Below are 26,378 nucleotides of genomic sequence, written 5' to 3' on the forward strand. Positions count from 1 at the left end.
CGATGTCCCAGCTGTCTCCGCCGGCGGAGGCGTTCGTCGGCCACCTCGTCTTCCTGCCGCGGGAGGCGCTGCACGGCGCCGGACGCGGGCCGGTGACCCGTCCGGCGTACGCGGCGTTCCAGGCGGGCAGGGCGTACCCGGCCTTCCAGGCCCGCGCGGCGCACCCGGGCGCTGCGGACCGGCTGCCCCGGACCGTGCGTCCGGTCGGCGGGGCGTACCCGGCCCTCCCGCCGGCGGACCAGGCCGTCGTGGCCCTGCGCGTGGCCGGCGCCCGGCTGCGCCGGGTCGCGTGGCGCATCGTGTGCGGCCCGACCCGGCCGGCTCCGTCGCCGGCCGTCTTCACCGCCCGGTCGGCCGCCGGCGGCGGGGCCGACGCCGTCACCGCGGTGGGGGAGGCCGTCCACCACGACGCGTCCTCCCGGCTGCCCGCCTCGGCCTGGTCGCCCTTCTCCTGGTCTTCGCCGTGAGGCCCGAGCGGTCTTCGCCGTGAGGCCCGACGACCCGGGCCCGGCCCTGATCCCCCGGACATTCCCCAGGACCCGATGAGCTCAGAGGAAAGGATGACCCGCACGATGTCGCTGTCAAAGCAGGGCCGCGGACCCGAGGTGTCCGCCTCGGTCGAGGAGTTCCTCGGCGCCCCCCAGCACGTGGCCGCGCTCACCACCGTCCGGCCCGACGGGACGCTCCACATGGCGCCCGTACGGTTCACCTGGGACGCGGCCGCCGGTCTCGTCCGGGTCATGACGGTGGCGTCCTCGCGCAAGGCGAGGAACCTGCTCGCGGCCCCGGGCGGCCGGGTCGCGCTGTGCCAGGTGCACGGGTTCACCTGGGTCACGCTGGAGGGCACCGGCACGGTCGTGTCGGACCCGGCGCGGGTGGCCGAGGGCGTCCGGCGGTACACCGAGCGGTACTGGTCGGCGCCGCCGAACCCGCCCGGCCGGGTGGTCATCGAGATCGAGGTGGACCGGGTGCTCAGCCTCAACGCCTGAGCGGGTTCCGGACGCGGCCGGCGGGCACCGTGCGCGCGGCGGCGCCGGGAGCCTCCCCCGGCGCCGCCGCGCGTCGTGTTCCGTTCCCTTCCCGGGCGCCCCGGCCCCCGGGCCTCACGCGTCCTTCGGGGGCGGGGTGCCGTCCGCCCAGAGAAGGCGGAAGGACAGCAGCGTCAGCCGCCAGCCCTCCGGGGTGAGCCGGGCCTCGCCGTCGACGAACGTGCCGGTGGCGAACAGCGGCGGCAGGTCGCCCTGCGGGCGGGCGTGGTACGGGTGGTGCACGTGCGTGGACAGCATGTTGGCCCGCAGCGTCGCCCGGTCGCCGTCGAGGACGACCAGGGCGGGGGAGCCCAGGTGCTGGGTGGCGGCGAAGGCCGACAGGGCGGTGCTGTGGAACTCCGCCATGCCCTCGGCGCCCTGGTGGCGGCTCATCGGCGGGAAGGCGACGACGGCGTCCGGGGTGAACAGCTCCGCGGCCCAGGCGTCGTCGAGTTTCTCGTCGTCGAGCGAGAGCAGGTAGCGGTCGAACAGGGACGCCACGAGGGCCCGGGACTCCGCCGCGGTCTCCGCAGCGGATCCGGTGGCGGAACCCGCGGGGGTGTGAGTGGAGGTCATGCCCGAGAATGCGCCCGCGCGCACCCGTGCGGGCAACCCCGCCTGACAAAGATCTGACGTAGCGGACCTTTTTCTGTCATTGCTTTTCAAAGGCCTGTACAGCTCGCTATTTACGCCCTGATCGGGCCCTCGCGATACTGGGCGCACACCAGTGGGAAGAGGGCAGATGAGCACCTTTGATACGGACGTCATTGTCGTGGGAGCCGGTCCCACCGGACTGATGCTCGCGGGCGAACTGAGGCTCAACGGAGTCTCCGTCGTCGTCCTTGACAAGCTCGCGGAGCCCATTCGAGAATCCCGCGCCCTCGGATTCTCGGCACGTACGATCGAGGAATTCGCTCAGCGCGGCCTGATTTCCCGTTTCGGTGAGGTCGGTGTCATTCCCGTCGGCCACTTCGGCGGCGTGCCGCTCGACTACCAGGTGCTGGAGGGCGGGTCGTACGGAGCCCGCGGCATCCCGCAGGCCCGTACCGAGGGCGTCCTCGGCGGCTGGGCCCGGGAGCTGGGCGCCGAGGTCCGCCGCGGCGTCGACGTCGTCGGTCTGGAGCAGGACGCGGACGGCGTCACCGTGACCGGCGTGACCCCGGACGGCACCGTGACCCTGCGCGCCCGCCACGTCGTGGGCGCCGACGGGGCCCGCAGCGCCGTGCGCAAGCTCGCCGGTATCGACTTCCCCGGTACCGAGCCGGCCATCGAGCTGCGCTTCGCCGACGTCGCCGGCGTCCAGCTGCGCCCGCGCTTCAGCGGCGAGCGCGTCCCCGGCGGCATGGTGATGGTCATCCCCATGGGGCCGGACCGCGCCCGCGTCATCTACTTCGACAGCGCCCAGCCGCTGCGCACCGCCGACGGCCCGATCACCTTCGACGAGGTCGTCGAGGCCTGGCAGCGCCTGACCGGCGAGGACATCTCCGGCGCCACGCCGGTGTGGGTCAGCTCCACCACCGACAACTCCCGCCAGGCCTCCGAGTACCGGCGCGGCCGGATCTTCCTGGCCGGCGACGCCGCGCACATCCACCTGCCCATCGGCGCGCAGGGCATGAGCGCGGGCGTCCAGGACGCGGTCAACCTCGGCTGGAAGCTGGCCCTGGACGTCAAGGGCCAGGCCCCCGAGGGCCTGCTCGACACCTACCACGCCGAGCGCCACCCGGTCGGCGCCCGCATCCTGACCAACACGCTCGCCCAGCGCATCCTCTACCTCGGCGGGGACGACATCACCCCGCTGCGCGAGGTCTTCACCGAACTGGTCGAGAACCACGAGTCGGTCCGCCGCCACCTGGTCGGCATGGTCACCGGCCTCGACATCCGCCACGCGACGGTCCCGGGCGAGCACCCCCTGCTCGGCCGCCGCCTGCCCGACCGCGAGCTGGTCGTCGACGGGGAGAAGACCTCCGCGTTCGCGCTGCTGGCGGCGGGGCGGGCCGTGGTGCTGGAGCTCGGTGACGGCCTCGGCCTGCGCGAGGCGGCCGCGGGCTGGGCCGACCGCGTCGACGTGCTCCGCGTCGACCACCCCGACTGCGCCGCGCCGGTGGACGCCATCCTCGTCCGCCCCGACGGCTACGTGGCCTGGGTCGCGCCCCTCGGCACCGGCTCCGAAGGCCTCGTCGACGCCCTCTCCCACTGGTTCGGTCCCGCCAAGTAAGCGCGTTCCGTCCGGTCTCGTCCCACCTTCAAAGGAAGCGAAGAAGAATGCCTTTCATCTCCGTCGAGGACAACCACCTCACCGTTCTCAACCTCTTCACGACCGACAAGCCCGAGAACCAGGACAGCCTGATCCAGGAGATGACGAAGATCGTCAACGCGGCGACGTACGAGGGCTGGATGTCCTCGACCGTCCACGCGGGCGTCGACCTGCCGGGCACGGCGAACTTCATCCAGTGGCGCAGTGGTGAGGACCTGGAGAAGCGCTACCAGGGCGACGAGTTCAAGCACCGCACCATGCCGGTCTTCTCCGAGATCACCACCTCGATCCGGCTGCTCCAGAACGAGGTCGCCCACGTGCTGACCTCCGACGAGCTCGGCGGCAAGGTCGAGATCGGCCCGCACCGCGACGACTACACCAGCATCACCGTCTTCACGGTCAAGGCCGACGGCCAGGACGAGGCCGTCGACGCCCTCGGCGCCGGCCAGGAGTTCATCAAGGACTTCCCGGGCTTCCGGTCGAACGTGGTGCTCAAGGGCCTGCGCGCCCGCGGCCTCGAGGGCACCTTCGTGGTCACGTACTCGCAGTGGGACAGCAAGGAGGCCTTCGAGGCCTTCCGCGACCAGGACCCGGAGCAGCACTCCGAGGCCCGCAAGGCCGCCGTGGCCCGGCTCCGCGCCGTGCTCGAGGGCGCCCCGACCACCAACACCTACAAGGTGGTGCACACCCGCGCTGCCGGCGAGTGATCCGGCGCGCCGACCACGGCGCGACCGCCGGCACACGCCGCTGCCCGCACACGCCCCGGACGCCCGGTTCCCCGCTTCGGGGGCCGGGCGTCCCGCGCACCCGCCCGCGCCGCCGCGTACCGCGTACGCCCGACAGGCCCGGCCGCGTGCACGACCGTCCGCCGGAGCGTTCGGCGGGCGCCGCGCCGTCCCGCTCCGGTGGAATTCGAGAATCCTCCGGGCGTGGCCCTATCGGCATGCGGGACCGTCGAGGTGGCTGGCGAATGCAATTTCGGCCACGGAATCCCAAGGCCTCGGCCTGACCGCGATCCCCTCCCACGCAACCGCTGAGGAGCTACACCGTATGCACAGCACGCTGATTGTCGCCCGGATGGCAGCGGCATCCGCCACCGATGTGGCCAAGCTGTTCTCCGACTTCGACGCGACGGAAATGCCTCACAGGATGGGGACGCGCCGCCGCCAGCTGTTCTCGTACCGGGGCCTGTACTTCCACCTCCAGGACTTCGACGAGGACAACGGGGGCGAGCTGATCGAGCAGGCGAAGTCCGACTCGCGCTTCGTCCAGATCAGCGAGGACCTCAAGCCCTTCATCGAGGCCTACGACCCGAAGACCTGGCGCTCGCCGGCCGACGCCATGGCGCAGCGCTTCTACACGTGGGAGGCGAACGCGTGAACCGGCGACGCGTAGTCATCACCGGAATCGAGGTGATCGCGCCGGGCGGGGTCGGCAAGGAGAAGTTCTGGAATCTGCTGAGCGAGGGCCGTACGGCCACCCGCGGGATCACCTTCTTCGACCCGGCGCAGTTCCGCTCCCGGGTGGCCGCCGAGGTCGACTTCGACCCGCACGCGCACGGCCTGACCCCGCAGGAGGTGCGCCGCCTGGACCGGGCCGCGCAGTTCGCGGTCGTCGCCTCGCGCGGTGCGGTCGCCGACAGCGGCATCGACCTCAGCGGGTACGACCCGCACCGCATCGGCGTCACCGTCGGCAGCGCCGTCGGCGCCACGATGGGCCTCGACCAGGAGTACCGGGTCGTCTCCGACGGCGGCCGGCTCGACCTGGTCGACCACACGTACGCGGTGCCGCACCTGTACGACTACATGGTGCCGAGCTCCTTCGCGTCCGAGGTCGCCTGGGCCGTCGGTGCCGAGGGCCCCTCCACCGTGGTCTCCACCGGCTGCACCTCCGGCATCGACTCGGTGGGCTACGCCATCGAGCTGGTGCGCGAGGGCACCGCGGACGTGGTGATCGCCGGTTCGTCCGACGCGCCGATCTCGCCGATCACCATGGCCTGCTTCGACGCGATCAAGGCGACCACCCCGCGGTTCGACGAGCCCGAGCGCGCCTCCCGTCCCTTCGACGGCACCCGCAACGGCTTCGTCCTGGGCGAGGGCACCGCCTTCTTCGTCCTGGAGGAGCTGGAGAGCGCCAAGAAGCGCGGCGCCCACATCTACGCGGAGATCGCCGGCTACGCCACGCGCTCCAACGCGTACCACATGACGGGCCTGCGGCCCGACGGCGTCGAGATGTCCGAGGCCATCAACCTCGCGCTCGCCGAGGCCCGGCTGAACCCCGAGGCCATCGACTACATCAACGCGCACGGCTCGGGAACCAAGCAGAACGACCGCCACGAGACGGCCGCGTTCAAGCGCAGCCTCGGCGACCACGCGTACCGCACGCCGGTCAGCTCCATCAAGTCGATGGTCGGGCACTCGCTCGGCGCCATCGGTTCCATCGAGATCGCCGCGTCGGCGCTGGCCATGGAGTACGACGTCGTGCCCCCGACGGCCAACCTCACCACGCCCGACCCCGAGTGCGACCTCGACTACGTCCCCGTCACCGCGCGCGACCAGCTCGTCGACGCGGTCCTCACGGTCGGCAGCGGATTCGGCGGCTTCCAGAGCGCCATGGTGCTGGCCAGTCCCGAAAGGAGCCTCGTATGACCACGTCGGTGGTGGTCACCGGCCTGGGCATCGCCTCCCCCAACGGGCTCGGTGCCGAGGACTACTGGAACGCGACCCTGGGCGCGAAGAACGGCATCGGCCGGATCACCCACTTCGATCCGGCCGGCTACCCGGCCAAGCTGGCCGGCGAGATCCCCGGCTTCACCGCCGAGGACCACCTGCCCAGCCGCCTGCTCCCGCAGACCGACCGGGTCACGCGGCTCGCGCTGGTCGCCACGGACTGGGCGCTGGCGGACGCGGGCGTCGACCCCAAGGAGCAGCCCGAGTTCGACATGGGCGTCATCACGGCGTCCGCGGCCGGCGGCTTCGAGTTCGGCCAGGGCGAGCTGCAGAGCCTGTGGGCCCGCGGCAGCCAGTACGTCTCGGCGTACCAGTCCTTCGCCTGGTTCTACGCCGTCAACAGCGGCCAGATCTCGATCCGCAACGGGATGAAGGGCCCCGCCGGCGTCGTCGTCAGCGAGGGCGCCGGCGGTCTCGACGCGGTCGCCCAGGCCCGCCGCCAGATCCGCAAGGGCACCTCGCTGATCGTCACCGGCGGCATCGACGCCTCGGTCTGCACCTGGGGCTGGGTGGCGCAGCTGTCCACGGGCAAGCTCAGCACCAGCGACGAGCCCACCCGCGCCTACCTGCCCTTCGACCGCGAGGCCCGCGGCTACGTGCCCGGCGAGGGCGGCGCGATCCTCATCGCCGAGGACGCCGACGCGGCCCGCGCCCGCGGCGCGCACATCTACGGCGAGATCGCCGGCTACGGCGCGACGATGGACCCCAAGCCGGGCAGCGGCCGCGAGCCGGGCCTGCGCAAGGCGATCCAGATCGCGCTGGTCGACGCCGGGGTGCCGTCCAGCGACGTGGACGTGGTCTTCGCCGACGGTGCCGGAGACCCGACCCTGGACCGGATCGAGGCCGAGGCGATCAGCGCCGTCTTCGGACCGCGCGCCGTCCCGGTGACCGTGCCCAAGACCATGACGGGCCGCCTGTACTCGGGCGCCTCGCCGCTGGACCTGGCCGCCGCGTTCTTCTCGATCCGCGACGGGGTCATCCCGCCGACCGTGCACGTCGACCCGTGTCCGGACTACCCGCTGGACCTGGTCCTCGGGGAGCCGCGCAAGGCCGCGGTGCGCACCGCCCTCGTCCTGGCCCGCGGCAGCGGCGGCTTCAACTCCGCCATGGTCGTCCGCGCCGCCGACTAGCCGCGCAGCCGACCGGCCGCCCGGGTCCCGTCGCCCCCGCGGCCGGCCGGCGCGGCGCCGTACGCGCCCACCGAACCCACACCAGCTCACGGATGAAAAGGACTTCCACCATGGCCACCAAGGCGTTCACGCTCGACGACCTCAAGCGCATCCTGCAGGAGGCCGCGGGTGTGGCCGAGGGCGTCGACCTGGACGGCGACATCCTCGACACCGAGTTCGACGTGCTCGGCTACGAGTCCCTCGCGCTGCTGGAGGCCGGCAGCCTCATCGAGCGCGAGTACGGCATCTCCCTCGACGAGGAGGCCGTCAACGACGCGAACACCCCGCGGGCCTTCATAGAGGTCGTCAACGCCCAGCTCGTTCCGGCCCCGGCCGCCTGAGGAGATCCGGACATGACGCAGCACACCACCACCCGGGTCGCCCTCGTCACCGGCGGCACCAGCGGCATCGGCCTCGCCTCGGCGCGGCTCCTGGCCCAGCAGGGCCACCAGGTGTACGTCGGCGCCCGCAACGCCGACAACATCGCCGAGACCGTCAAGGAGCTCCAGGCCGAGGGCCTGGACGTGGACGGCGGCGTCGTCGACGTCCGCGACACCGCGTCCGTCGACGCCTGGGTCCAGGGCGCGGTCGACCGCTTCGGCTCCGTCGACGTCGTGGTCAACAACGCCGGCCGCTCCGGCGGCGGCCCCACCGCCGACATCGCGGACGAGCTGTGGGACGACGTGATCGACACCAACCTCAACAGCGTCTTCCGCGTCACCCGCGCCGCCCTGACGGTCGGCGGGATGCGCGCCAAGGACCGCGGCCGGATCATCAACATCGCCTCCACCGCGGGCAAGCAGGGCGTCGTCCTCGGCGCCCCGTACTCGGCCTCCAAGCACGGCGTCGTCGGCTTCACCAAGGCCCTCGGCAACGAGCTGGCCCCGACCGGCATCACCGTCAACGCGGTCTGCCCCGGCTACGTCGAGACCCCGATGGCCCAGCGCGTGCGCCAGGGCTACGCGGCCGCCTACGACACCTCCGAGGACGCCATCCTCGAGAAGTTCCAGTCGAAGATCCCGCTGGGCCGCTACTCCACCCCGGAGGAGGTCGCCGGCCTGGTCGGCTACCTGGCGTCGGACACCGCCGCCTCCATCACGTCCCAGGCGCTCAACGTCTGCGGCGGCCTCGGCAACTTCTAGCAGGGCCCGCCCCCACGCGCCCACCGAACACCACTTGAGGAGAACCCGCCATGACCACGCGTGAGGTCGAGCACGAGATCACCATCGGCGCCCCGGCCGCCGCCGTGTACCAGTTGCTCGCGGACGTGACCAACTGGCCGCGCATCTTCCCGCCCACCATCCACGTGGACCGGGTCGAGGCCGAGGGCGCCGAGGAGAAGATCCGGATCTGGGCGACCGCCAACGGGCAGCCGAAGAACTGGACCTCGCGCCGCACCCTGGACCAGGAGGGCCTGCGCATCACCTTCCGCCAGGAGGTCCCGGCGGAGCCCGTCAAGCACATGGGCGGCACCTGGATCATCGAGCCGCTCGGCGAGGCGGAGTCCCGCGTCCGGCTGCTGCACGACTACAGCGCCATCAACGACGACCCGCACGACCTGCTGTGGATCGAGCGGGCGGTGGACAAGAACAGCACCTCCGAGCTGGCCGCCCTCAAGGTCAACGTCGAGGCGGCGCACGCCGCGGAGACCGAGGAGCTGACCTTCTCGTTCACCGACACCGTCCAGGTCGCGGGCTCCGCCAAGGACGTGTTCGACTTCATCAACGAGGCCCAGCTGTGGGCCGAGCGGCTCCCGCACGTGGCCGTGGTGCGCCTCGCGGAGGACACCCCGGGCCTGCAGGAGCTGGAGATGGACACCCGCGCCAAGGACGGCTCGGTGCACACCACCAAGTCGTACCGGGTGGTCTTCCCCCACGACAAGATCGCCTACAAGCAGGTCACCCTGCCGGCGCTGATGACCCTGCACACCGGCGAGTGGACCTTCGTCGAGAACGGGGAGGGCGTCGCCGCCTCCTCGCAGCACACCGTCACCCTCAACACGGAGAACATCGCGCGCATCCTCGGGGACGAGGCCACCGTGGCCGACGCCCGCGCGTACGTGCACACGGCGCTGTCCACCAACAGCTGCGCCACGCTCGCGCACGCGAAGGCCTACGCCGAGTCGAAGGCCTCCTGAACATGGCGACCGACCCTGCAGCGGGCGGTGTCGAACCGGCACCGGGCGGCGCGGGCCGCCCGGACCGGCTCGACACCGAGGTCCTGGTCGTCGGGGCCGGCCCCGTCGGCCTGATGCTCGCCGCCGAACTCGCCCGCGGCGGCGTGGACGTGGTCGTGGTCGAGAAGCGCAAGGCCCCCTCCACCGAGTCCCGGGCCTCCACGCTGCACGCCCGCACCATGGAGATCCTCGACGCGCGGGAGCTGCTGCCCGACATCGGCACCCCGCCCAACGAGCCGCGCGGCCACTTCGGCGGACTCCCGCTCGACCTCGGCCTGCCCAGCACCCACCCGGGCCAGTGGAAGGTGCCGCAGACCAAGACCGAGGCGGTCCTGGAGGAGTGGGCGATCTCGCGCGGCGTCGACATCCGGTGCGGCCACGAACTGGTCGCCGCCGGAGAGGTCGGCGAGCACGTCGAGGCCGAGGCCGTCGGACGGGACGGCGTCCTGCGGCTGCGCGCCCGCTACCTGGTCGCTTGCGACGGCGAGGACAGCACCGTACGGCGGCTGACCGGGGTGGACTTCCCCGGCCACGACGCCGGCCGGGAGCTGCTGCGGGCCGACGTCGAGGGCATCGACATCCCCGACCGGCGCTTCCAGCGCCTGGAGCGGGGGCTGGCCATCGCGTGGCGCAACGACAAGGGCATCACCCGCGTCATGGTCCACGAGTTCGGCTCGACGGCCCACCCGCGCACCGCGGACGCCTCGTTCGAGGAGGTCGCCACCGTCTGGAAGCGGGTCACCGGAGAGGACGTCAGCGGCGGTACCCCGCTGTGGGTGAACTCCTTCGGCGACACCTCCCGGCAGCTCGCCTCCTACCGGCACGGGCGCGTCCTGTTCGCGGGGGACGCCGCCCACCGGCAGATGCCGGTCGGCGGCCAGGCCCTCAACCTCGGTCTCCAGGACGCCTTCAACCTCGGCTGGAAGCTCGCGCTCACCGTGCGCGGGCTGGCTCCCGAGAGCCTCCTCGACACCTACCACGAGGAGCGGCACGCGGTCGGCCGCCGGGTCCTGGCGAACATCCAGGCCCAGGCCGTGCTGCTGCTCGGCGGCCCCGAGGTGGAGCCGCTGCGCGCGCTGGTGGTCGAGCTGATCGGACTGGAGGAGGCGCGGGCCCACCTGGCCGGGATGATCAGCGCGCTCGACGTGCGCTATCCGGTGCCCGGTCCCGCGCACCCGCTGCTCGGTGCCCGGCTGCCGCACACCGTCGTACGGTCCGGCGGGCGCGAGTGCGGCAGCACCGCCACGCTGCTGCGGGCCCGCGGCGGCCTGCTGCTCGACCTGGGCGGGACCGGCGTACGGGTGCCCGACGGCTGGGCCGACCGGGTCACGGCGGTCGCCGGAGACCCGGAGCCCGGCTCGCTCCCCGGTGAGCCGGGGGCCCTGCTCGTACGGCCCGACGGCCACGTGGCGTGGGTGGGCCGGGACGAGGGCGGGCTCGTCGAAGCGCTCGACCGCTGGTTCGGTCCGGCCCTCCCCCCGACCCGCTGAGGGCCGGGTCCGGGACCGGGCGCCCGGCCGTTCACCGGACGCCGGCCGGGCGTCCCGACCGCACCGGGGACGCGCACGCCCCCACGAGCACGCGCCCCCCACGAGCACGCCCCGCACGTACCCCCCCCCACGAGTACGTCCCCACCCCGTACGTCCCCACCCGTACGTCTGCACCCGTACCTCCACACCCCTCCCGCACACCCACACACAAGCCAGTCCCCAGTGATCCCCACTGCCAGGAAGGACAACCCATGGAAGGGACAGCGGCGGACACCGACGTCGTCGTCGTCGGCGCCGGCCCGACCGGACTGATGCTCGCCGGCGAGCTGCGCCTGGGCGGAGCCCGCGTCGTCGTGATCGAGAAGCTGGCGGCGCCGACCGGTCAGTCCCGTGGCCTGGGCTTCACCGCCCGTGCCATGGAGGTGTTCGACGAGCGCGGGCTGCTGCCCCGGTTCGGCCAGGGCGAGACCCTCGCCACCAGCCCCGTGGGGCACTTCGGCGGGGCCCAGTTCGACTTCACCGTCCTCGAGGACGCCCACTTCGGCGCCCGCGGAATCCCGCAGGGGGAGACCGAAGCCGTCCTGGAGGGCTGGGCCGTCGAGCTCGGCGCCGACATCCGGCGCGGCTGGGAGTTCGTCTCCCTCGCCGACGGCTTCCTCGACGGGGACCACGCCGAGATCACCGTCCGTACGCCCGAGGGCGACGAGCAGCGGCTGCGCGCCGCCTACCTGGTGGGCGCCGACGGCGGCGCCAGCCGTGTCCGCAAGGCGGCCGGCTTCGAGTTCCCCGGCACCGACGCCACCCAGGGCATGTACCTCGCCGACGTCACCGGCTGCTCCCTGCGGCCGCGGTTCCTCGGCGAGCGCCTGAACAACGGCATGGTGATGGCGGCCCCGCTGGCCGAGGGCGTGGACCGGATCATCGTCTGCCCCGACGGCCGGCCGGCGCACGACCGGGAGCGGACCGTCACCTTCGAGGAGGTCGCGGAGGCCTGGCAGAGCATCACCGGCGAGGACATCTCGCACGGCGGCGCCGACTGGGTGTCCTCCTTCACCAACGCCACCCGGCAGGCCTCCGAGTACCGGCGGGGCCGGGTGTTCGTGGCCGGCGACGCGGCGCACATCCACCTGCCGGCCGGCGGCCAGGGCCTGAGCACCGGCGTTCAGGACGCGGCCAACCTCGGCTGGAAGCTGGCGGCCGTGGTCCGCGGCGACGCCCCCGACGCGCTGCTGGACACCTACCACGCCGAGCGGTGGCCGGTCGGCCGCCGCCTGCTGGCCAACACGCGTGCCCAGGGGATCGTCTTCCTCGGGGGCGCGGAGTCGGACCCGCTGCGCGAGCTGCTCGGCGAGCTGGTCCGGTACGACGACGTCAAGCGGCACCTGGCCGGGGCGGTCAGCCACCTCGACATCCGCTACGACTTCGGCACGGGCGAGGACGCCCACCCGCTGGTCGGCCGCCGGATGCCGCCGCGGCTGCTGGTCGGCGCCGACGGCGAGCAGCGCATCGCGCGGCTGCTGCACCCGGGCCGGGCCGTGCTGCTCGACTTCGCCGACGACGCCGCGGCGCGCCGTACGGCGGCCGGCTGGCAGGGCCGCCTCGACGTGCACACCGTGTCCGCCAAGCCGGTCGACGGCCCGGACGTACTGGCCGGCGTGCCCGCGCTGCTGGTCCGCCCCGACGGGTACGTGGCCTGGGCGGGCGAGCCCGAGCGGGGCCTCGCGGCCGCGCTGGAGCGGTGGCTGGGAGCCGCTTCCGCCTGACCTCCTCAGGGCACCGCGGCCCCCGTCCCGCCGACCGGCGGGGCGGGGGCCGCGGCGTGCGGGCTGCGGGGCGACGTACACGGGCGGGCACGCCGAAAGCCCCGGCTCCGCGTCGGGGGAAACACGGAACCGGGGCAGCTCGGGGGGCGGTGCGTCAGACCGCGACGGCCTCGACGACCGACACGGCCGCGGCGGTCTCCACGACCCGCTCCAGCTGGAAGCCGGCCTTCGCCACCAGCTCCGCGTACTGCGACCGGGTGCGCTCCTTGCCGCCCACCAGCAGCAGCAGCCACAGGTCGACGAGCTTGCCGGAGTGCGGGGCGTCGCCCTCCTCCGGGACCACCATCTCCACCAGCAGCAGCTTGCCGCCCGGCTTGATCGCGGCGCGCACGTTCCGGAGGATCTGCAGCGCCTGCTCCTCCGGCCAGTCGTGCACGATGTGCTTGAGGACGTACGCGTCCGCGCCCGACGGCATCGGCTCGAACAGGTCCCCGTCGGCCAGGGTCACGCGGTCCGCGACGCCCTGCGACGCCAGGAACTCCGCGGCGCCGTTCCCGGCGACGCGCGGGTCCGAGAGGATTCCCTTGGTCTCCGGCGCGCTGTTGAGGATGCCGGCCAGCAGCGCGCCGTTGGCGCCGCAGAAGTCCAGGACCGTGCCGAACTGCGAGAAGTCGTACGCGGCCACGACCGGCGCGGTCTCGGTGGCGGACATGTTCCCCATTCCGCCGATGAACACCGCACCGTATTCCGGGTTCTGCATGAGGTATTCGAAGGCGCCCATGCCGCGCCGCTTCGGCAGGCTCGGCTCGCCGGTCCGCACCGCGTCCAGGAAGCCGTTCCAGTCGTCCCAGTGCGTCGGGTGGCCCATCAGCACGCAGAGGTCGCGCATCGTCACCGGGTGGTCGGCGCGCAGCGCGTCGGCCATCGGCGTCAGCGCCCAGAGGCCGTCGTCCTGGCGGGTGAACACGCCCTGGGAGGCGAGCAGGCGCAGCACCCGGCCCAGCGCCCCGGCGTCCGCGCCCACCTCCGCCGCCAGGTCCTCGATCGCCCGCGGACCGGCCTGCAGGGCCTCGGCCACGCGCAGTTCGGCGGCGGCGTACAGGGCCTGGGTCACCATGGAGCCCATGGCCAGCTCGAGCAGCGCGAACGGGGGCGGAGCCAGCTCCCGGACCTGCTTCTGCAGATCCGCCCGGGTCTTCTCCGCGGCGCGGACGACTTCGGGGGGCGGCAAAGCGGGCATGTCTTTCCTCCATGGCAGAAAGCGCGAATTCTGTCCCAACCGCCGGAAGGGACCCGTCCCGCCACGGTAAGGAAAAGCGATGGACCCGTCCTGGAACGCGGCTCGGGCGTACCTGGAGCCGGGGGCCCGTGCCTCGTGCGCCCCTGGAGTTCTGCTCGCCTTTCCGTCACCCCGCGAATTCGCCGGTTCTACGGCCCGAATTTCTCGCTTACTGTGGCGCAGGTTTCGAGCCTGCTCCCGAGGAAATGGGGGGAGCGCGCGACACACGGCGAGGGAGAGAAATGACGTCAGGCAAGAACTGGAAGAAGGCGGTCCTGGCGGCGGCCGCCGCGGCCGTCGCCGCCGCCCCGCTGATCGCCGCGCCGGCACACGCGGAGGGCACCCCCGAGGCGACCCTCGAGGTCATCGCCACCGGCCTGGCCAACCCGCGCGACATCACCTACACCTGGGACGGCTCCCTGCTCGTCGCCGAGTCCGGCGCGGGCAAGCCGGGCTGCGCCGTGGGCGAGAAGTGCCTGGGCACCACCGGCGGCATCTACAAGGTCAAGGGCGGCTACAAGGGCCGCGTCGTGTCGGGCCTCGCCTCCACCGCCGTCGGTGCCGCCGCCGGCACGCCCGTCATCGCCTCCGGCCCGGTCCAGGCCGTGCCGGACCCGAACGGTGGCTACACCGTCCTGAGCAACCTCGGTGGCACCAACGAGTCCCGCGCCGCGCTCGGCGCCGGCTCGAACACCCTGGGCACCCTCTTCCGCACGCGCGACGGCAAGGTCCTCGTCGACCTCGTCGACCACGAGACCCGGCTGAACCCCGACGGCGGCGACGTCCACGCCAACCCGTGGGCCTTCGTCCGCAGCGGCTCGGACTACCTCGTCACGGACGCCGGCGCCAACACGGTCGTGCGCGCCAAGCAGGACGGCACCACCTCCACCGCGGCCGTGTGGCCGAAGGCCGAGGTCAACGGCCAGAGCGTCGAGGGCGTCCCCACCGGCATCGCCAAGGACTGGTGGAGCGGCACGGTCTACGTCGCCGACATGCCCGGCATGCGCCCGGGTGCCGCCCGCATCTTCAAGATCGAGCCGGGCCGGAAGCCGGAGCTGCTCGTCACCGGGCTGACCAACCTGATCGACCTCGAGGTCACCCCGGACGGCAACCTGCTGGCGCTGTCCTACACCCGCGGCTTCGGGCCGACCGGGCCGACGCCGGGCTACCTCGCCAAGATCGACGTGGACACCAAGCAGGTCACCGAGATCAACACCGGTGACCAGCTCACCACGCCGACCGGTCTCGAGGTCGACCCGTGGGGCCGTACCTACGTGACCATCAACTCCGTGAGCGGCGACGGCAAGCTGGTGCGCGTGCGCTACTGACGCGTGCGCTCCCGAGCCGCCGCCCCGCGGCGCGCGGCGTGACGGCCCCACCGGTCCTCGGACCGGTGGGGCCGTCGGCCGTTCGGGCCGCCGGTGCCGGTGCCGGTGCCGGTGCCGGTGCCGGTGCGCGGTGCGGGTCGGCCTCCGGCTGGGGACGGCTCGGCGGTCGCTCGACCCGGGCCGGAGCAGGGCCCGTTCGGGACGGAGCACTCGGCATCCTTGGCCTGGCATCCCCTTGCGCAGTACGACGACCGTCCCTGGAGGCTGTCCGTGTCCCTTCACGCCGAGACCCCCGTTGCCGGTGCCCGGACCGGTGTGTGGTTGGTCGGGGCCCGCGGCTCTGTCGCCACCACGGTCGTGGCGGGCTGCGCCGCCGTCGCCGCCGGACTGGTGGCGCCCACCGGCCTGGTCACCGAGACCGAGGCCTTCGCCGGGGCCGGCCTGCCGCCGCTGTCCTCCCTGGTGTTCGGCGGCCACGACGTCGTGACCACCCCGCTGCCCAAGCGCGCCGAGGAGCTCGCCGGGCAGGGGGTGCTGCCGCACTGGGTGCCCGATGCGGTGCGCGCCGAGCTGGCCGCCGCCGACGAGCGGATCCGCCCCGGCGGGCCGGTGCCGGGCGAGGAGCGCGACTGCGAGACGCTGATCAAGTCCTTCGCCCGGGACATCCGCGAGTTCGCCCGCGAGACGGGGGTCGCCCGGGTCGTCGTGGTGAACGTCGCCACCACCGAGCCCGTCGCGGACGCCGAGGTCCTGCCGGCCAGCACCAAGTACGCGGCCGCCGCCCTCCAGGCCGGCTGCGGCTACGTGAACTTCACGCCCTCGGTGGGCATGCACCACCGGGTGCTCGCCGAGGCCGCGCGCTCCTCCGGCCTGCCGTACACCGGGCGCGACGGCAAGACCGGGCAGACGCTGCTGCGGGCCGTGCTCGCGCCGATGTTCCACCAGCGGGCCCTGGAGGTCCGGGCCTGGTCCGGTACGAACCTGCTGGGCGGCGGCGACGGGGCGGCGCTGGCCGACCCGGCCGCCGCGGCCGCGAAGAACGCCGGCAAGGAGCGGGTGCTCGTCGACAACCTCGGCACCGCGCCGGAGGGCGAGGTGCACATCGACGACGTGCCGGCGCTGGGCGACTGGAAGACGGCCTGGGACCACGTGGCCTTCGACGGGTTCCTCGGCACCCGGATGGTGCTCCAGACGATCTGGCAGGGCTGCGACTCGGCGCTCGCCGGGCCGCTGGTGCTGGACTTGGCCCGGCTGGTGGCCCGCGCCCACGAGCTCGGGCTGTCGGGCCCGCGCCCCGAGCTCGGCTTCTACTTCAAGGACCCGGACGGCAACTCCGCGGCCGCCCTGGCGGAGCAGTACGCGGCCCTGCTCGGCTTCGCCGAGCGCCTGGCGGGCGACCCCGCGGCGGCCCGGCGATGACCGCCCCCACCCCGGCCCGCCACCGGCCCCGGGCCCCCCACCCGGCGCCGCGCGCCTGGGCGGACCGCCTCGGCACGGCCGCCCGGGCGCGCCTGCGGTCCTGGGCGGCCCCCGGCCCCGCGGCCGCCCCCGCCCCCACCGCGGCCCCGGCCGAGCAGGTGCGGGTGTGGGCCGAGCTGCTGGGGTTCGGGCCGGCCGCGGCGGACGGGGGCGGCGCTGGGACCGCTCCCGTCCGCCGCGGTGGGCCCGCGCCGGTTCCGGCGGCCGCCGAGATCGCCGCCACCGGGCGGGGCGCCGTACCCGCGGCCGCGGTCCGGCCGGCGGCCGCCCCGGCCGGCCACCGCTCCCCGACGGGCCGGCTGCGGGCGTGGGCGGAACTGCTCCGCCTGCCGGCCGTGTTCACCGTGCCCGGGGACGCACTCGCCGGTGCGGCGGCCGCCGGGGTGCGGCCCGGCCGCCGCACCGGTCTGGCCGTCGCCGCCTCGCTGTGCCTGTACGAGGCGGGCATGGCCCTCAACGACTGGGCGGACCGCGACGAGGACGCCGTCGCCCGCCCGCACCGCCCGCTGCCCTCGGGGCGCATCCGCCCCGGCGCCGCCCTCGCCGCCGCCGGTGCGTTCACCGCGGCGGGCCTCGCCCTGGCGGCCCGGGCCGGCCGGCCCGCGCTGGCCGTCGCCGCGCCGCTGGCCGTCACCGTGTGGGCGTACGACACCAAGCTCAAGCACACCCCGGCGGGCCCCGCGGCCATGGCCGCCGCCCGCTCCCTGGACCTGCTGCTCGGCGCGGCCGCCTCGGCGGGCACCGTGCGTCCCGCCCTGCGCCCGGCGATGCTGCTCGGCGGGCACACGTACGCCGTCACCCAGGTCTCCCGTCGCGAGGCCGAGGGCGGCTCCACCGCCGCCCCCCTCGCAGCCCTGGCCGCCACCACGCTGCTGGCCGCCCTCCTCGGCCGCGGTCCGACCGCGCGGCGGACCTCGGCGGCATCCGGGCCGGCCGCGGCCGAGTCGACCGCATCCGAAACGGCCGCATCCGAAACGGCCGCATCCGAAACGGCCGCATCCGAAACGGCCGCATCCGAAACGGCCGCGACCTCGTCCGCCGGCGTCAGCGCCGGCCGGTCGGGTGCGACGGTCCGCCCGGCGGTGTCCGCCCCGGAGTCCGGGGGCACCGGCCGGCCGGCCCGCTCCGGGGCCGGCGACCTGGTGCGGGTCGGGATGGCGGCCGGGTACTGGCGCGGGTTCGCGAAGCCGCTCGGACACGCCGTGCTCAACCCGTCGCCCGTGCTCACCCAGCGGGCCGTCGGCGGCGGCATCCGGGCCGTGATCCCGCTCCAGGCGGCGCTCATGGCGGGATCCGGGGCGCCCCTCACCGGGGTCGCCACCGTCGCGCTCGCGCCCGTCGCCGCGCGGCTCGCGCGGAAGGTGAGCACCACGTGACCCACGGACTCCGCCTCGGGTACGGCACCAACGGGCTCACCGACCTGCGCCTCGAGGACGCCCTCGCCCTCCTCGCCGACCTCGGATACGACGGCGTCGGGCTGACCCTCGACCACATGCACCTCGACCCCTACGCCCCGGACCTGGCCGCCCGTACCTCGCGCATCGCCCGCCGGCTCGGCGAACTCGGGCTCGCGGTCACCGTCGAGACGGGCGCCCGCTACGTGCTCGACCCGCGCCGCAAGCACGGCCCGACCCTGCTCGAGGCCGATGCCTGCGACCGCTGGTCCCGGATCCGGATGCTGGTGCGGGCGGTGCGGATCGCCGCCGACCTCGGTGCGCACGCCGTGCACTGCTTCAGCGGGATCCTGCCGCCGGGCGAGAGCGCCGACGACGGCTGGAAGCGGCTCGCGGACGGCCTCGGCGTGGTCCTCGACGCCGCCGAGGAGGCCGGCGTACCGCTCGCGGTCGAGCCCGAGCCCGGCCACCTCCTCGAGAGCCTCGCCGACTTCCACCGGCTGCGCGCCGACCTCGGCGACCCGGCGCCGCTCGGCCTGACCCTCGACATCGGGCACTGCCAGTGCCTGGAGCCGGCGTCCCCCGCCGACTGCGTACGCGACGCCGCGCCCTGGCTGCGGCACGTACAGATCGAGGACATGCGCCGCGGCGTCCACGAGCACCTGCCCTTCGGCGACGGCGAGATCGACTTCCCGCCGGTCCTGGCGGCCCTCGCCGACTGCGGCTACCAGGGGCTGACCGTGGTCGAGCTGCCCCGCCACTCCCACGCCGGCCCCGAACTCGCCGCGCACTCCCTGCGGTTCCTGCGAAACGGAGGCACCCGATGACCGCTCCCGCCCCCGTCCCCACGACCGCCCCCGCCCCCACGACCGGCGCCGGCCACCCCGAGCTCGGTGCGCTCGCCGCCGCCCTCGACGCCGAGGGCCGCGTCTGGCTGGCGGCCGCCCGCGCCGACGCGGCCTGGGAGCGGCGTTTCGCCGAGGCCGGCCGCCGCACCGGCGCCCCCGACGAGGCCCGCATCCTGCTCCTGCTGGCCGTCGGACCCGCCGACGACACCGTCGTCCGCCTCTACCGCCAGGGCACCGCCGCCGAGCGGCGCGCCGTCCTGCGCGCCCTGCCGCACCTCGACCTCGACCCCGCCCACGGGGTGCCGCTGGTGGAGGACGCGCTGCGCGCCAACGACACCCACCTGGTGGCCGCCGCCGTCGGGGCGTACGCCGCCCGCCACCTGACGGCCCACGCCTGGCGGCACGCCGTCCTCAAGTGCCTCTTCACCGGCGTCCCCCTCGACGCCGTCGCAGCCCTGGCCGACCGGGCCCGCGGCGACGCCGAACTGGCCCGCATGCTCACCGACTACGCCGCCGAACGCACCGCCGCCGGCCGCACGGTCCCCGCCGACCTGCGCCGCGCCCTTGCCCTGACCGAGGAGCCGTAACGTGCGCATCTTCGACCCACACATCCACATGACCTCGCGCACCACCGACGACTACGAGGCCATGTCCGCCGCCGGGGTGCGCGCCGTCGTCGAGCCGTCCTTCTGGCTGGGCCAGCCCCGCACGTCGCCCGAGTCCTTCTACGACTACTTCGACGCGCTCCTCGGCTGGGAGCCGTTCCGCGCCGCCCAGTACGGCATCGCCCACCACTGCACCATCGCGCTCAACCCCAAGGAGGCCAACGACCCGCGGTGCACCCCGGTCCTCGACGAGCTGGACCGCTTCCTCGTCAAGGACCAGGTCGTCGCGGTCGGCGAGATCGGGTACGACTCGATGACGGCCGCCGAGGACACGGCCATGGAGCGCCAGCTCCAGCTCGCCGCCGACCACGGCCTGCCCGCCCTCGTGCACACCCCGCACCGCGACAAGCTCGCGGGGCTGCGCCGCACGATCGACGTCGTGCGCGCCTCCGCCCTCGACGTCGGGCACGCCCTGCTGGACCACCTGAACGAGGCCACCGTCAAGGAGGCCAAGGACAGCGGCGCCTGGCTCGGCTTCTCCGTCTACCCCGACACCAAGATGGACGAGGAGCGCATGGTCGCCGTCCTGAAGGAGTACGGACCGGAGAAGGTCCTCGTGAACTCGGCCGCCGACTGGGGCAGGAGCGACCCGCTGAAGACCCGCAAGGTCGGCGAGGCGATGCTGGCGGCCGGCTTCGACGAGGACGCCGTGGACCGGGTGCTGTGGCGCAACCCCGTGGCCTTCTACGCGCTCAGCGGCCGGCTCGGCCCGGGCACCCCGGTGGCCGCCCCGGACGCCACCCACGAGGGCAACTCGATCCTCCGCGGCGCGCCGAAGGGCGCCCCGGAGGCCACCGCAGGAGTCGTGCCCGCCGCGCCCCCGCGCGAGGCCGCCGGGTCCGCCGCCGCCCGGCCCGCCCCCGCCCGGGTGTAGCCCCATGCGCTTCCGCCACCACGACGGCACCACCGTCCACCTCGCGTACTGCACCAACGTGCACCCCGCCGAGACCCTCGACGGGGTCCTCGCCCAGCTGCGCGCGTACTGCGAGCCGGTACGCCGCCGGCTGGGCCGGGAGCGGCTCGGCATCGGGCTCTGGCTGGCGGTGGACGCCGCCCGCAGCCTCGACGCCGACCCCCGCGCCCTCGCCGCCCTGCGCGCCGAGCTGGACCGGCGCGGCCTGGAGGTCGTCACCCTCAACGGCTTCCCGTACCAGGGCTTCGGGGCCGAGCAGGTCAAGTACCGCGTCTACTACCCCGACTGGGCCCACCCCGACCGGTACGCGTACACCCTCGCCCTCGCCCGGATCCTGGCCGCCCTGCTGCCGGAGGACGCCGAGGAGGGCACCGTCTCCACCCTCCCGCTGGCCTGGCGCACCGTGTACGACGACGACCGCGCGGCGCGCGCCCGGGCCGCCCTGACCGAGCTCGGCCACCGCCTCGACGACCTCGCCGAGGCCACCGGCCGCTCCGTGCGCATCGCGCTGGAGCCCGAGCCCGGCTGCGCCGTCGAGACCACCGCCGACGCCATCGCGCCGCTGCGCGCCATCGGCCACGACCGGATCGGCGTCTGCGTGGACACCTGCCACCTGGCCACCTCCTTCGAGGAGCCGGGCCCCGCGCTCGCCGCGCTGGCCGCCGCCGGCGTCCCGGTCGTCAAGAGCCAGCTGTCGGCCGCCCTGCACGCCGAGCACCCCGACCGGCCCGAGGTCCGCGAGGCCCTCGCGGGCTTCCACGAGCCCCGGTTCCTGCACCAGACCCGCACCCGCGCCGCCGACGGGCTGTGGGGCACCGACGACCTCGGGCCCGCCCTGGCCGGCGGCGTGCTGCCCGAGACCGGGCCCTGGCGCGCCCACTTCCACGTACCGCTGCACGCGGCCCCCGCCGCGCCCCTGACCGCCACCCTGCCGGTCCTGGACGAGGCGCTGGAGCACCTGGTCGGAGGCGAGCGCGCGCTGACCCGGCACCTGGAGGTGGAGACCTACACCTGGCAGGCCCTGCCGCCCGCGCTGCGCCCGCACACCGCGGACGACCTCGCCGACGGCATCGCCGCCGAACTCGCCCTCGCCCGCGACCTGCTGACGGCCCACGGCCTGAAAGAGCTGCCATGACCACGGCCCCCGCCGCCCCGGCGGCCCCCGGTACCCCGACGGCCGCCGCGCCCGCGCGGCCCGCCCCGCTCCTCGTCCTGGACGTCGTCGGCCTCACGCCCCGCCTGCTGGCGCACATGCCGCACCTCGCCGAGCTCGCCGCGGGCGGCTCCCGGGCGGCCCTCTCGACCGTGCTGCCCGCCGTCACCTGCTCCGTCCAGGCCACCTTCCTGACCGGCGCGACCCCCGCCGAGCACGGCATCGTCGGCAACGGCTGGTACTTCCGCGAGCTCGGCGAGGTGCTGCTGTGGCGGCAGAGCCACCGGCTGATCGAGGGGGAGCGGGTCTGGGACGCCGCCCGCCGCCGCCACCCCGGCTACACCGTCGCCAACATCTGCTGGTGGTACGCGATGGGCGCCGACGTGGACTGGACCGTCACGCCCCGCCCCGTCTACTACGCCGACGGCCGCAAGGAACCCGACTGCTACACCCGCCCCGCCGCCCTGCACGGTGAACTGACCGAACGCCTGGGCACCTTCCCCCTCTTCACCTACTGGGGGCCCGGCGCCGGCCTGCCCTCCTCGCAGTGGATCATCGACGCCACCCGGCACGTCATGGCCACCCGCGACCCCGACCTCACCCTCGCCTACCTGCCCCACCTGGACTACGACCTCCAGCGCTTCGGCCCCGACGACCCGCGCTCCCACCGCGCCGCGGCGGACCTCGACGCCGCCCTGGCGCCGCTGCTGGCCGACGCCCGCGCGCAGGGCCGTACCGTGGTCGCCCTCTCCGAGTACGGCATCACGAACGTCCGCCGCCCCGTCGACGTCAACCGGGCGCTGCGCCGGGCCGGCCTCCTGGAGGTCCACACCCAGGACGGCATGGAGTACCTCGACCCACACGCCTCGCGCGCCTTCGCCGTCGCGGACCACCAGATCGCCCACGTCTACGTGCGCCGCCCCGAGGACCTGCCCGCCGTCCGCGAGGCCCTCGCCGGACTGCCCGGCCTGGCGCGGCTGCTCGACGAGGAGGGCAAGCGCACCCACGGCCTGGACCACCCCCGCTCCGGGGAACTCGTCGCGCTCGCCGAGCCCGACGCCTGGTTCACGTACTACTACTGGCTCGACGACGACCGCGCCCCCGACTTCGCCCGGCTCGTCGAGATCCACCGCAAGCCCGGCTACGACCCCGCCGAGCTGTTCATGGACCCCGAGGACCCGTACGTACGCCTGACCGCCGCCACCGCGCTGGCGCGCAAGAAGCTCGGCATGCGCTACCGCATGTCCGTGGTGCCGCTGGACCCCGCACCGGTGCGCGGCAGCCACGGCCTGCTGCCCGCCGACCCCGCCGACGGGCCGGTGCTGCTGTGCTCCGCCCCCGGCGCCGTCGCCGGCACGGTCGCGGCCACCGACGTCAAGGCGCTGCTGCTCGACCTCGCCGCGGTGGGCACGGCACCCGCCGCGCACCGCGCCCGGGCGGCCGGCGCGCGGTGAGCGGCGGACCTCAAGGATCGCTTGAGCGATCCTGCGGTCCCGCTGCACCGCCCTTCGACCCCCCTGCTCTTCCCTGGTGACCAATCGTCTGTATGGAGGAATCGACATGGCAAAGAGCGCGATCATCGTGGGCGCCGGACCGGTCGGTCTGATGCTCGCGGGTGAGCTGCGGCTCGGCGGCGCGGACGTCGTCGTCTACGACAAGCTGCCCGCCCCCAGCGGCGAGTCGCGCGGCCTCGGGTTCACCAGCCGTACCGCGGAGGTCCTCGACCAGCGCGGACTGCTCGAAAGGCTCGGCGACATCCGCTGGGGCAAGCAGGGCCACTACGGCGGCGTCCGCATCGACTTCTCCCTGCTGGAGGAGAGCCACTTCGGCGTCATGGGCCTGGCCCAGTCCGTCACCGAGGAGGCGCTCGGCAACTGGGTCGCCGAGCTCGGCGTCGAGGTGCGCCGCGGCTACCAGCTGACCACCCTGACCGAGACCGGGGACGGCGTGGTCCTCGGCTTCCAGGGCCCCGACGGGTACACCGAGGACACCGCCACGTACGTCGTCGGCTGCGACGGCGGCAAGTCCACCGTGCGCACCCTGGCCGACATCGACTTCCCCGGCGACGAGGCCACCCGCGGCATGTACCTGGCCGACGTCGTCGGCGCGAACGTGCGCATGCGCCCCATCGGCGAGCGCATCGAGGGCGGCGGCATGGTGCTGTCCGTCACCCTGGAGCCGGGTGTGGACCGCATCGTCATCCACGAGGCGGGCGTCCGCCCGCACCACGGTGAGGGCGAGCTGGAGTTCTCGGAGCTCGCCGACGCCTGGCAGCGCCTGACCGGCGAGGACATCCACGGCGCCGCCGCCTCCTGGATGTGCGCCCTGACCAACGCCACCGGCCTGGCCGCCCAGTACCGCAAGGGCCGCGTCTTCCTCGCCGGCGACGCCGCCCACGACCACGCCCCGCTCGGCGCCCAGGGCGTCAGCGTCGGCCTCCAGGACGCCGTCAACCTCGGCTGGAAGCTCGCCGCCGTGCTCGGCGACCGCGCCCCCGAGTCCCTGCTCGACACCTACCACGCCGAGCGCCACCCGATCGGCGAGCAGCTGATGCGCGACGTGCACTCCATGTCGATGCTGTACCTCGCCGGCGACGAGATGGAGCCGCTGCGCGCCGTCGTGCGCGAACTCGTCACGCTGCCCGAGGCCGCCCGGCGGCTCGCCGGCCGCGTCTCCGGCCTCCACATCCGGTACGACATGGGCACCGAGGGGCACCCCTCGCTGGGCCTGCGCCTGGCCCCGCACCGGGCCGTCGAGCTCGCCGACGGCACCCGCACCAAGGTCGCCGAGCTGCTGCACGGAGGCCGCGGCGTGCTGATCGTCACGGACGGCGACGGCGGCCCGGCCGAGCTCGCCGCCCGCTGGGCCGGCCGCGTGGACGTCGTCACCGGCGCCTGGGCCGACCAGGAGGCCGACCACCAGGACGCCCCGCAGGCCGTGCTGGTCCGCCCCGACGGCTACATCGCCTGGGCGGCGCCGGTCGGCGGCGACCTCGAGGCCGCCCTCACCCGTTGGTTCGGGGCGCCCGCGGCCGCCTGACGGCCCGCCGCACGACACCCCCGCCCCACCCCGCAGCGGGACGGTCGCCGAGGCGACCGTCCCCCTGTCGGGCGTCGGGTCCCGCCACACGTACGCGACCACCGCCGACCCGGCGCTGCCCCATGCGCGGCGGCTTTGATGTTTGAGGAGTAGGACATGGCAAAGGGCGCGATCATCGTCGGCGCCGGGCCGGTCGGGCTGATGCTCGCCGGCGAACTGAAACTGGGCGGCGCGGACGTCGTCGTCTTCGAGAAGCTCCCCGCGCCCAGCGGAGAGTCCCGCGGCGTGGGCTTCACCCGGCGCGCGGCCGAGGTCTTCGACCAGCGCGGCCTGCTGGAGCGCTTCGGCGAGGTCGAATGGGCCCAGGGCCACTTCGGCGGGGTCCACATCGACTTCTCGAAGCTGGACGACAACCACTTCAGCGTCCGCGGCATCCCGCAGTACCGCACCGAGGAGATCCTCGAGGGCTGGCTGACGGAGCTGGGCGTCGAGATCCGCCGCGAGCACGAGGTGCTCGGCTTCCGCGAGACCGAGGACGGCGTCGTCGTCGAGTACGAGGGCCCCGCCGGCCGCGGCGAGGAGAGCGCGGGCTATCTGATCGGCTGTGACGGGGCCCGCAGCATCGTCCGCCGGCTCGCCGGCATCGACTTCCCCGGCTGGGAGCCCACCCGCGGGATGTACATGGCCGACATCGTCGGCGCGAACGTGCGCCAGCGCCCGATCGGCGAGCGCGTGCCCGGCGGCATGGTCATGGCCTTCAACCTGGAGGACGGCGTCCACCGGATCGTCATCCACAACGAGTCGCTGCGTCCGCCGGAGGACAAGAGCGGCCTGACGTTCGAGACCATCGCCGACGCCTGGCAGGACATGACCGGCGAGCGCCTGCACGACGCCGATGTCCGCTGGATCAGCTCCTTCACCGACACCACCCGGCAGGCCGCCCAGTACCGCAAGGGCCGGATCTTCCTGGCCGGCGACGCCACCCACATCCACATGCCGGCCGGCGCGCAGGGCATGAGCGTGGGCGTGCAGGACGCGGTCAACCTCGGCTGGAAGCTGGCGGCCGCCATCACGGGCCGGGCGCCCGAGGGCCTGCTCGACACCTTCCAGTCCGAGCGGCACCCGGTCGGGGAGCTGCTCATGCGCAACACCCGCGCCCAGACCAAGCTCTACCTCTCCGGCGAGGAGATGGAGCCGCTGCGCGCGGTCATCCAGGAGCTCGTCCAGGACGTCCCGGTCGCCCGCCACCTGGCCGGCCAGGTCTCCGGCCTCGACGTCCGCTACGACATGGGCCCCGGCAGCCACCCGCGGCTCGGCCTGCGGCTGCGCCCCGACACCCCGCTCAAGCTCACCGACGGCAGCCCCGCCACCGTGCGGGACCTGCTCAAGCCGGCCCGCGGCGTGCTGTTCGTGACCCCCGCGGCGGCCGACTCCGACGCGCTGCGCGCCACCGCGGCGCGCTGGGGCGACCGGGTGGACACGGTCACCGGCGACTGGGCCGAGGGCGGGGCGGACGTGCCGGACGCCCCGCACGCGCTGCTGGTCCGCCCCGACGGCTACATCGCCTGGGCCGCCCCGGACGAGGTGGGCCTGCAGGAGGCGCTGGAGCGCTGGTTCGGCTCCGTCTGAGACGTCCGACGACTCCGCCGGGACCGCCCCGAGAGCACCCCC

At 74.4% G+C, this 26,378-nt stretch carries 24 protein-coding genes; 22 read left to right on the plus strand and 2 right to left on the minus strand.

Annotation, left to right across the window (positions count from 1 at the left end; translation table 11 throughout):
• The first annotated feature begins 2 nt into the window (after positions 1-2).
• Entirely contained in the window at positions 3-467 is a 465-nt protein-coding gene (locus ACIQCH_RS19205) for a hypothetical protein (RefSeq protein WP_402582289.1), read from the plus strand.
• 105 nt (positions 468-572) lie between these two features.
• On the plus strand, positions 573-989 hold the full coding sequence (locus ACIQCH_RS19210; protein ID WP_402582291.1) for a pyridoxamine 5'-phosphate oxidase family protein: 417 nt from the start codon (positions 573-575) through the stop codon (positions 987-989).
• A gap of 114 nt (positions 990-1,103) precedes the next feature.
• Here the strand turns inward: ACIQCH_RS19210 and ACIQCH_RS19215 are convergent, their stop codons facing one another.
• Complete coding sequence (locus ACIQCH_RS19215) at positions 1,104-1,604, minus strand: nuclear transport factor 2 family protein (protein WP_402582293.1); 501 nt, start codon at positions 1,602-1,604, stop codon at positions 1,104-1,106.
• 166 nt (positions 1,605-1,770) lie between these two features.
• Between ACIQCH_RS19215 and ACIQCH_RS19220 the strand changes: the two genes are divergently transcribed.
• The 10 genes from ACIQCH_RS19220 to ACIQCH_RS19265 all read left to right on the plus strand — a co-directional run bounded on the left by ACIQCH_RS19220 (position 1,771) and on the right by ACIQCH_RS19265 (position 12,609).
• Positions 1,771-3,243: an FAD-dependent monooxygenase gene (locus tag ACIQCH_RS19220; RefSeq protein ID WP_402582295.1), complete on the plus strand. Its 1,473-nt coding sequence runs from the start codon at positions 1,771-1,773 to the stop codon at positions 3,241-3,243.
• A gap of 47 nt (positions 3,244-3,290) precedes the next feature.
• On the plus strand, positions 3,291-3,989 hold the full coding sequence (locus ACIQCH_RS19225) for an antibiotic biosynthesis monooxygenase family protein (protein WP_402582297.1): 699 nt from the start codon (positions 3,291-3,293) through the stop codon (positions 3,987-3,989).
• Positions 3,990-4,332: 343 nt separating this feature from the next.
• Positions 4,333-4,662 (plus strand): TcmI family type II polyketide cyclase, encoded by a 330-nt coding sequence (locus tag ACIQCH_RS19230; protein WP_402582299.1) that lies wholly within the window; start codon positions 4,333-4,335, stop codon positions 4,660-4,662.
• A complete protein-coding gene (locus tag ACIQCH_RS19235) occupies positions 4,659-5,930 on the plus strand; it encodes a beta-ketoacyl-[acyl-carrier-protein] synthase family protein (RefSeq protein ID WP_402582301.1) in 1,272 nt (423 codons plus the stop codon). The genes ACIQCH_RS19230 and ACIQCH_RS19235 overlap by 4 nt, the downstream gene beginning before the upstream one ends.
• Complete coding sequence (locus tag ACIQCH_RS19240) at positions 5,927-7,141, plus strand: ketosynthase chain-length factor (protein ID WP_402582303.1); 1,215 nt, start codon at positions 5,927-5,929, stop codon at positions 7,139-7,141. Before ACIQCH_RS19235 ends, ACIQCH_RS19240 begins: the two co-directional genes overlap by 4 nt.
• 110 nt (positions 7,142-7,251) lie before the next feature.
• Entirely contained in the window at positions 7,252-7,521 is a 270-nt protein-coding gene (locus ACIQCH_RS19245; RefSeq protein ID WP_389189223.1) for an acyl carrier protein, read from the plus strand.
• A 12-nt stretch (positions 7,522-7,533) separates the two neighbouring features.
• Positions 7,534-8,322: a 3-oxoacyl-ACP reductase FabG gene (gene fabG, locus ACIQCH_RS19250; protein ID WP_402582304.1), complete on the plus strand. Its 789-nt coding sequence runs from the start codon at positions 7,534-7,536 to the stop codon at positions 8,320-8,322.
• A 50-nt stretch (positions 8,323-8,372) separates the two neighbouring features.
• Positions 8,373-9,317, plus strand: coding sequence for an aromatase/cyclase (locus tag ACIQCH_RS19255; protein WP_402582306.1), 945 nt, complete (start codon positions 8,373-8,375; stop codon positions 9,315-9,317).
• 2 nt (positions 9,318-9,319) lie between these two features.
• The gene (locus tag ACIQCH_RS19260; RefSeq protein WP_402582307.1) at positions 9,320-10,846 is read left to right on the plus strand and encodes an FAD-dependent oxidoreductase; all 1,527 of its coding nucleotides are present in this window, start codon (positions 9,320-9,322) and stop codon (positions 10,844-10,846) included.
• 251 nt (positions 10,847-11,097) lie between these two features.
• The gene (locus ACIQCH_RS19265; protein ID WP_402582309.1) at positions 11,098-12,609 is read left to right on the plus strand and encodes an FAD-dependent monooxygenase; all 1,512 of its coding nucleotides are present in this window, start codon (positions 11,098-11,100) and stop codon (positions 12,607-12,609) included.
• 154 nt (positions 12,610-12,763) lie between these two features.
• On the opposite strand, the gene ACIQCH_RS19270 is transcribed toward ACIQCH_RS19265, so the two are convergent.
• Positions 12,764-13,849, minus strand: a complete 1,086-nt coding sequence (locus ACIQCH_RS19270; protein WP_402582311.1) for a methyltransferase — start codon at positions 13,847-13,849, stop codon at positions 12,764-12,766.
• 281 nt (positions 13,850-14,130) lie between these two features.
• Between ACIQCH_RS19270 and ACIQCH_RS19275 the strand changes: the two genes are divergently transcribed.
• The 10 genes from ACIQCH_RS19275 (at position 14,131) to ACIQCH_RS19320 (ending at position 26,336) form a co-directional block, all read left to right on the plus strand.
• Entirely contained in the window at positions 14,131-15,216 is a 1,086-nt protein-coding gene (locus ACIQCH_RS19275) for a ScyD/ScyE family protein (RefSeq protein ID WP_402582313.1), read from the plus strand.
• Between the two features lie 270 nt (positions 15,217-15,486).
• Positions 15,487-16,635 carry an inositol-3-phosphate synthase gene (locus tag ACIQCH_RS19280; protein ID WP_402582315.1) on the plus strand — a complete coding sequence of 383 codons (1,149 nt, stop codon included), beginning with the start codon at positions 15,487-15,489 and terminating at the stop codon, positions 16,633-16,635.
• Entirely contained in the window at positions 16,632-18,071 is a 1,440-nt protein-coding gene (locus ACIQCH_RS19285) for an SCO3242 family prenyltransferase (protein WP_402582317.1), read from the plus strand. Before ACIQCH_RS19280 ends, ACIQCH_RS19285 begins: the two co-directional genes overlap by 4 nt.
• The gene (locus ACIQCH_RS19290; RefSeq protein WP_402582319.1) at positions 18,068-18,916 is read left to right on the plus strand and encodes a sugar phosphate isomerase/epimerase family protein; all 849 of its coding nucleotides are present in this window, start codon (positions 18,068-18,070) and stop codon (positions 18,914-18,916) included. Before ACIQCH_RS19285 ends, ACIQCH_RS19290 begins: the two co-directional genes overlap by 4 nt.
• Entirely contained in the window at positions 18,913-19,524 is a 612-nt protein-coding gene (locus tag ACIQCH_RS19295; protein ID WP_402582321.1) for an EboA domain-containing protein, read from the plus strand. The genes ACIQCH_RS19290 and ACIQCH_RS19295 overlap by 4 nt, the downstream gene beginning before the upstream one ends.
• Position 19,525: 1 nt before the next feature.
• Entirely contained in the window at positions 19,526-20,476 is a 951-nt protein-coding gene (locus ACIQCH_RS19300) for a TatD family hydrolase (protein ID WP_402582323.1), read from the plus strand.
• A gap of 4 nt (positions 20,477-20,480) precedes the next feature.
• Entirely contained in the window at positions 20,481-21,650 is a 1,170-nt protein-coding gene (eboE, locus tag ACIQCH_RS19305; RefSeq protein ID WP_402582325.1) for a metabolite traffic protein EboE, read from the plus strand.
• Positions 21,647-23,122: a nucleotide pyrophosphatase/phosphodiesterase family protein gene (locus ACIQCH_RS19310; protein WP_402582327.1), complete on the plus strand. Its 1,476-nt coding sequence runs from the start codon at positions 21,647-21,649 to the stop codon at positions 23,120-23,122. Before eboE ends, ACIQCH_RS19310 begins: the two co-directional genes overlap by 4 nt.
• A gap of 106 nt (positions 23,123-23,228) precedes the next feature.
• Complete coding sequence (locus ACIQCH_RS19315; RefSeq protein WP_402582328.1) at positions 23,229-24,707, plus strand: FAD-dependent monooxygenase; 1,479 nt, start codon at positions 23,229-23,231, stop codon at positions 24,705-24,707.
• A 156-nt stretch (positions 24,708-24,863) separates the two neighbouring features.
• Positions 24,864-26,336, plus strand: a complete 1,473-nt coding sequence (locus tag ACIQCH_RS19320; RefSeq protein ID WP_402582329.1) for an FAD-dependent monooxygenase — start codon at positions 24,864-24,866, stop codon at positions 26,334-26,336.
• Positions 26,337-26,378 lie beyond the last annotated feature (42 nt).

It is taken from the genome of Streptomyces sp. NPDC093225 (assembly GCF_044753805.1).
Lineage (GTDB): Bacteria > Actinomycetota > Actinomycetes > Streptomycetales > Streptomycetaceae > Streptomyces.

Bases quoted from the DNA above. Each gene is read 5' to 3' on its own strand.
- ACIQCH_RS19205 (WP_402582289.1), top strand. From the start codon at position 3: ATGTCCCAGCTGTCTCCGCCGGCGGAGGCGTTCGTCGGCCACCTCGTC.
- ACIQCH_RS19210 (WP_402582291.1), top strand. From the start codon at position 573: ATGTCGCTGTCAAAGCAGGGCCGCGGACCCGAGGTGTCCGCCTCGGTC.
- ACIQCH_RS19215 (WP_402582293.1), bottom strand. From the start codon at position 1,604: ATGACCTCCACTCACACCCCCGCGGGTTCCGCCACCGGATCCGCTGCG.
- ACIQCH_RS19220 (WP_402582295.1), top strand. From the start codon at position 1,771: ATGAGCACCTTTGATACGGACGTCATTGTCGTGGGAGCCGGTCCCACC.
- ACIQCH_RS19225 (WP_402582297.1), top strand. From the start codon at position 3,291: ATGCCTTTCATCTCCGTCGAGGACAACCACCTCACCGTTCTCAACCTC.
- ACIQCH_RS19230 (WP_402582299.1), top strand. From the start codon at position 4,333: ATGCACAGCACGCTGATTGTCGCCCGGATGGCAGCGGCATCCGCCACC.
- ACIQCH_RS19240 (WP_402582303.1), top strand. From the start codon at position 5,927: ATGACCACGTCGGTGGTGGTCACCGGCCTGGGCATCGCCTCCCCCAAC.
- ACIQCH_RS19245 (WP_389189223.1), top strand. From the start codon at position 7,252: ATGGCCACCAAGGCGTTCACGCTCGACGACCTCAAGCGCATCCTGCAG.
- fabG (WP_402582304.1), top strand. From the start codon at position 7,534: ATGACGCAGCACACCACCACCCGGGTCGCCCTCGTCACCGGCGGCACC.
- ACIQCH_RS19255 (WP_402582306.1), top strand. From the start codon at position 8,373: ATGACCACGCGTGAGGTCGAGCACGAGATCACCATCGGCGCCCCGGCC.
- ACIQCH_RS19260 (WP_402582307.1), top strand. From the start codon at position 9,320: ATGGCGACCGACCCTGCAGCGGGCGGTGTCGAACCGGCACCGGGCGGC.
- ACIQCH_RS19265 (WP_402582309.1), top strand. From the start codon at position 11,098: ATGGAAGGGACAGCGGCGGACACCGACGTCGTCGTCGTCGGCGCCGGC.
- ACIQCH_RS19270 (WP_402582311.1), bottom strand. From the start codon at position 13,849: ATGCCCGCTTTGCCGCCCCCCGAAGTCGTCCGCGCCGCGGAGAAGACC.
- ACIQCH_RS19275 (WP_402582313.1), top strand. From the start codon at position 14,131: ATGACGTCAGGCAAGAACTGGAAGAAGGCGGTCCTGGCGGCGGCCGCC.
- ACIQCH_RS19285 (WP_402582317.1), top strand. From the start codon at position 16,632: ATGACCGCCCCCACCCCGGCCCGCCACCGGCCCCGGGCCCCCCACCCG.
- ACIQCH_RS19295 (WP_402582321.1), top strand. From the start codon at position 18,913: ATGACCGCTCCCGCCCCCGTCCCCACGACCGCCCCCGCCCCCACGACC.
- eboE (WP_402582325.1), top strand. From the start codon at position 20,481: ATGCGCTTCCGCCACCACGACGGCACCACCGTCCACCTCGCGTACTGC.
- ACIQCH_RS19310 (WP_402582327.1), top strand. From the start codon at position 21,647: ATGACCACGGCCCCCGCCGCCCCGGCGGCCCCCGGTACCCCGACGGCC.
- ACIQCH_RS19315 (WP_402582328.1), top strand. From the start codon at position 23,229: ATGGCAAAGAGCGCGATCATCGTGGGCGCCGGACCGGTCGGTCTGATG.
- ACIQCH_RS19320 (WP_402582329.1), top strand. From the start codon at position 24,864: ATGGCAAAGGGCGCGATCATCGTCGGCGCCGGGCCGGTCGGGCTGATG.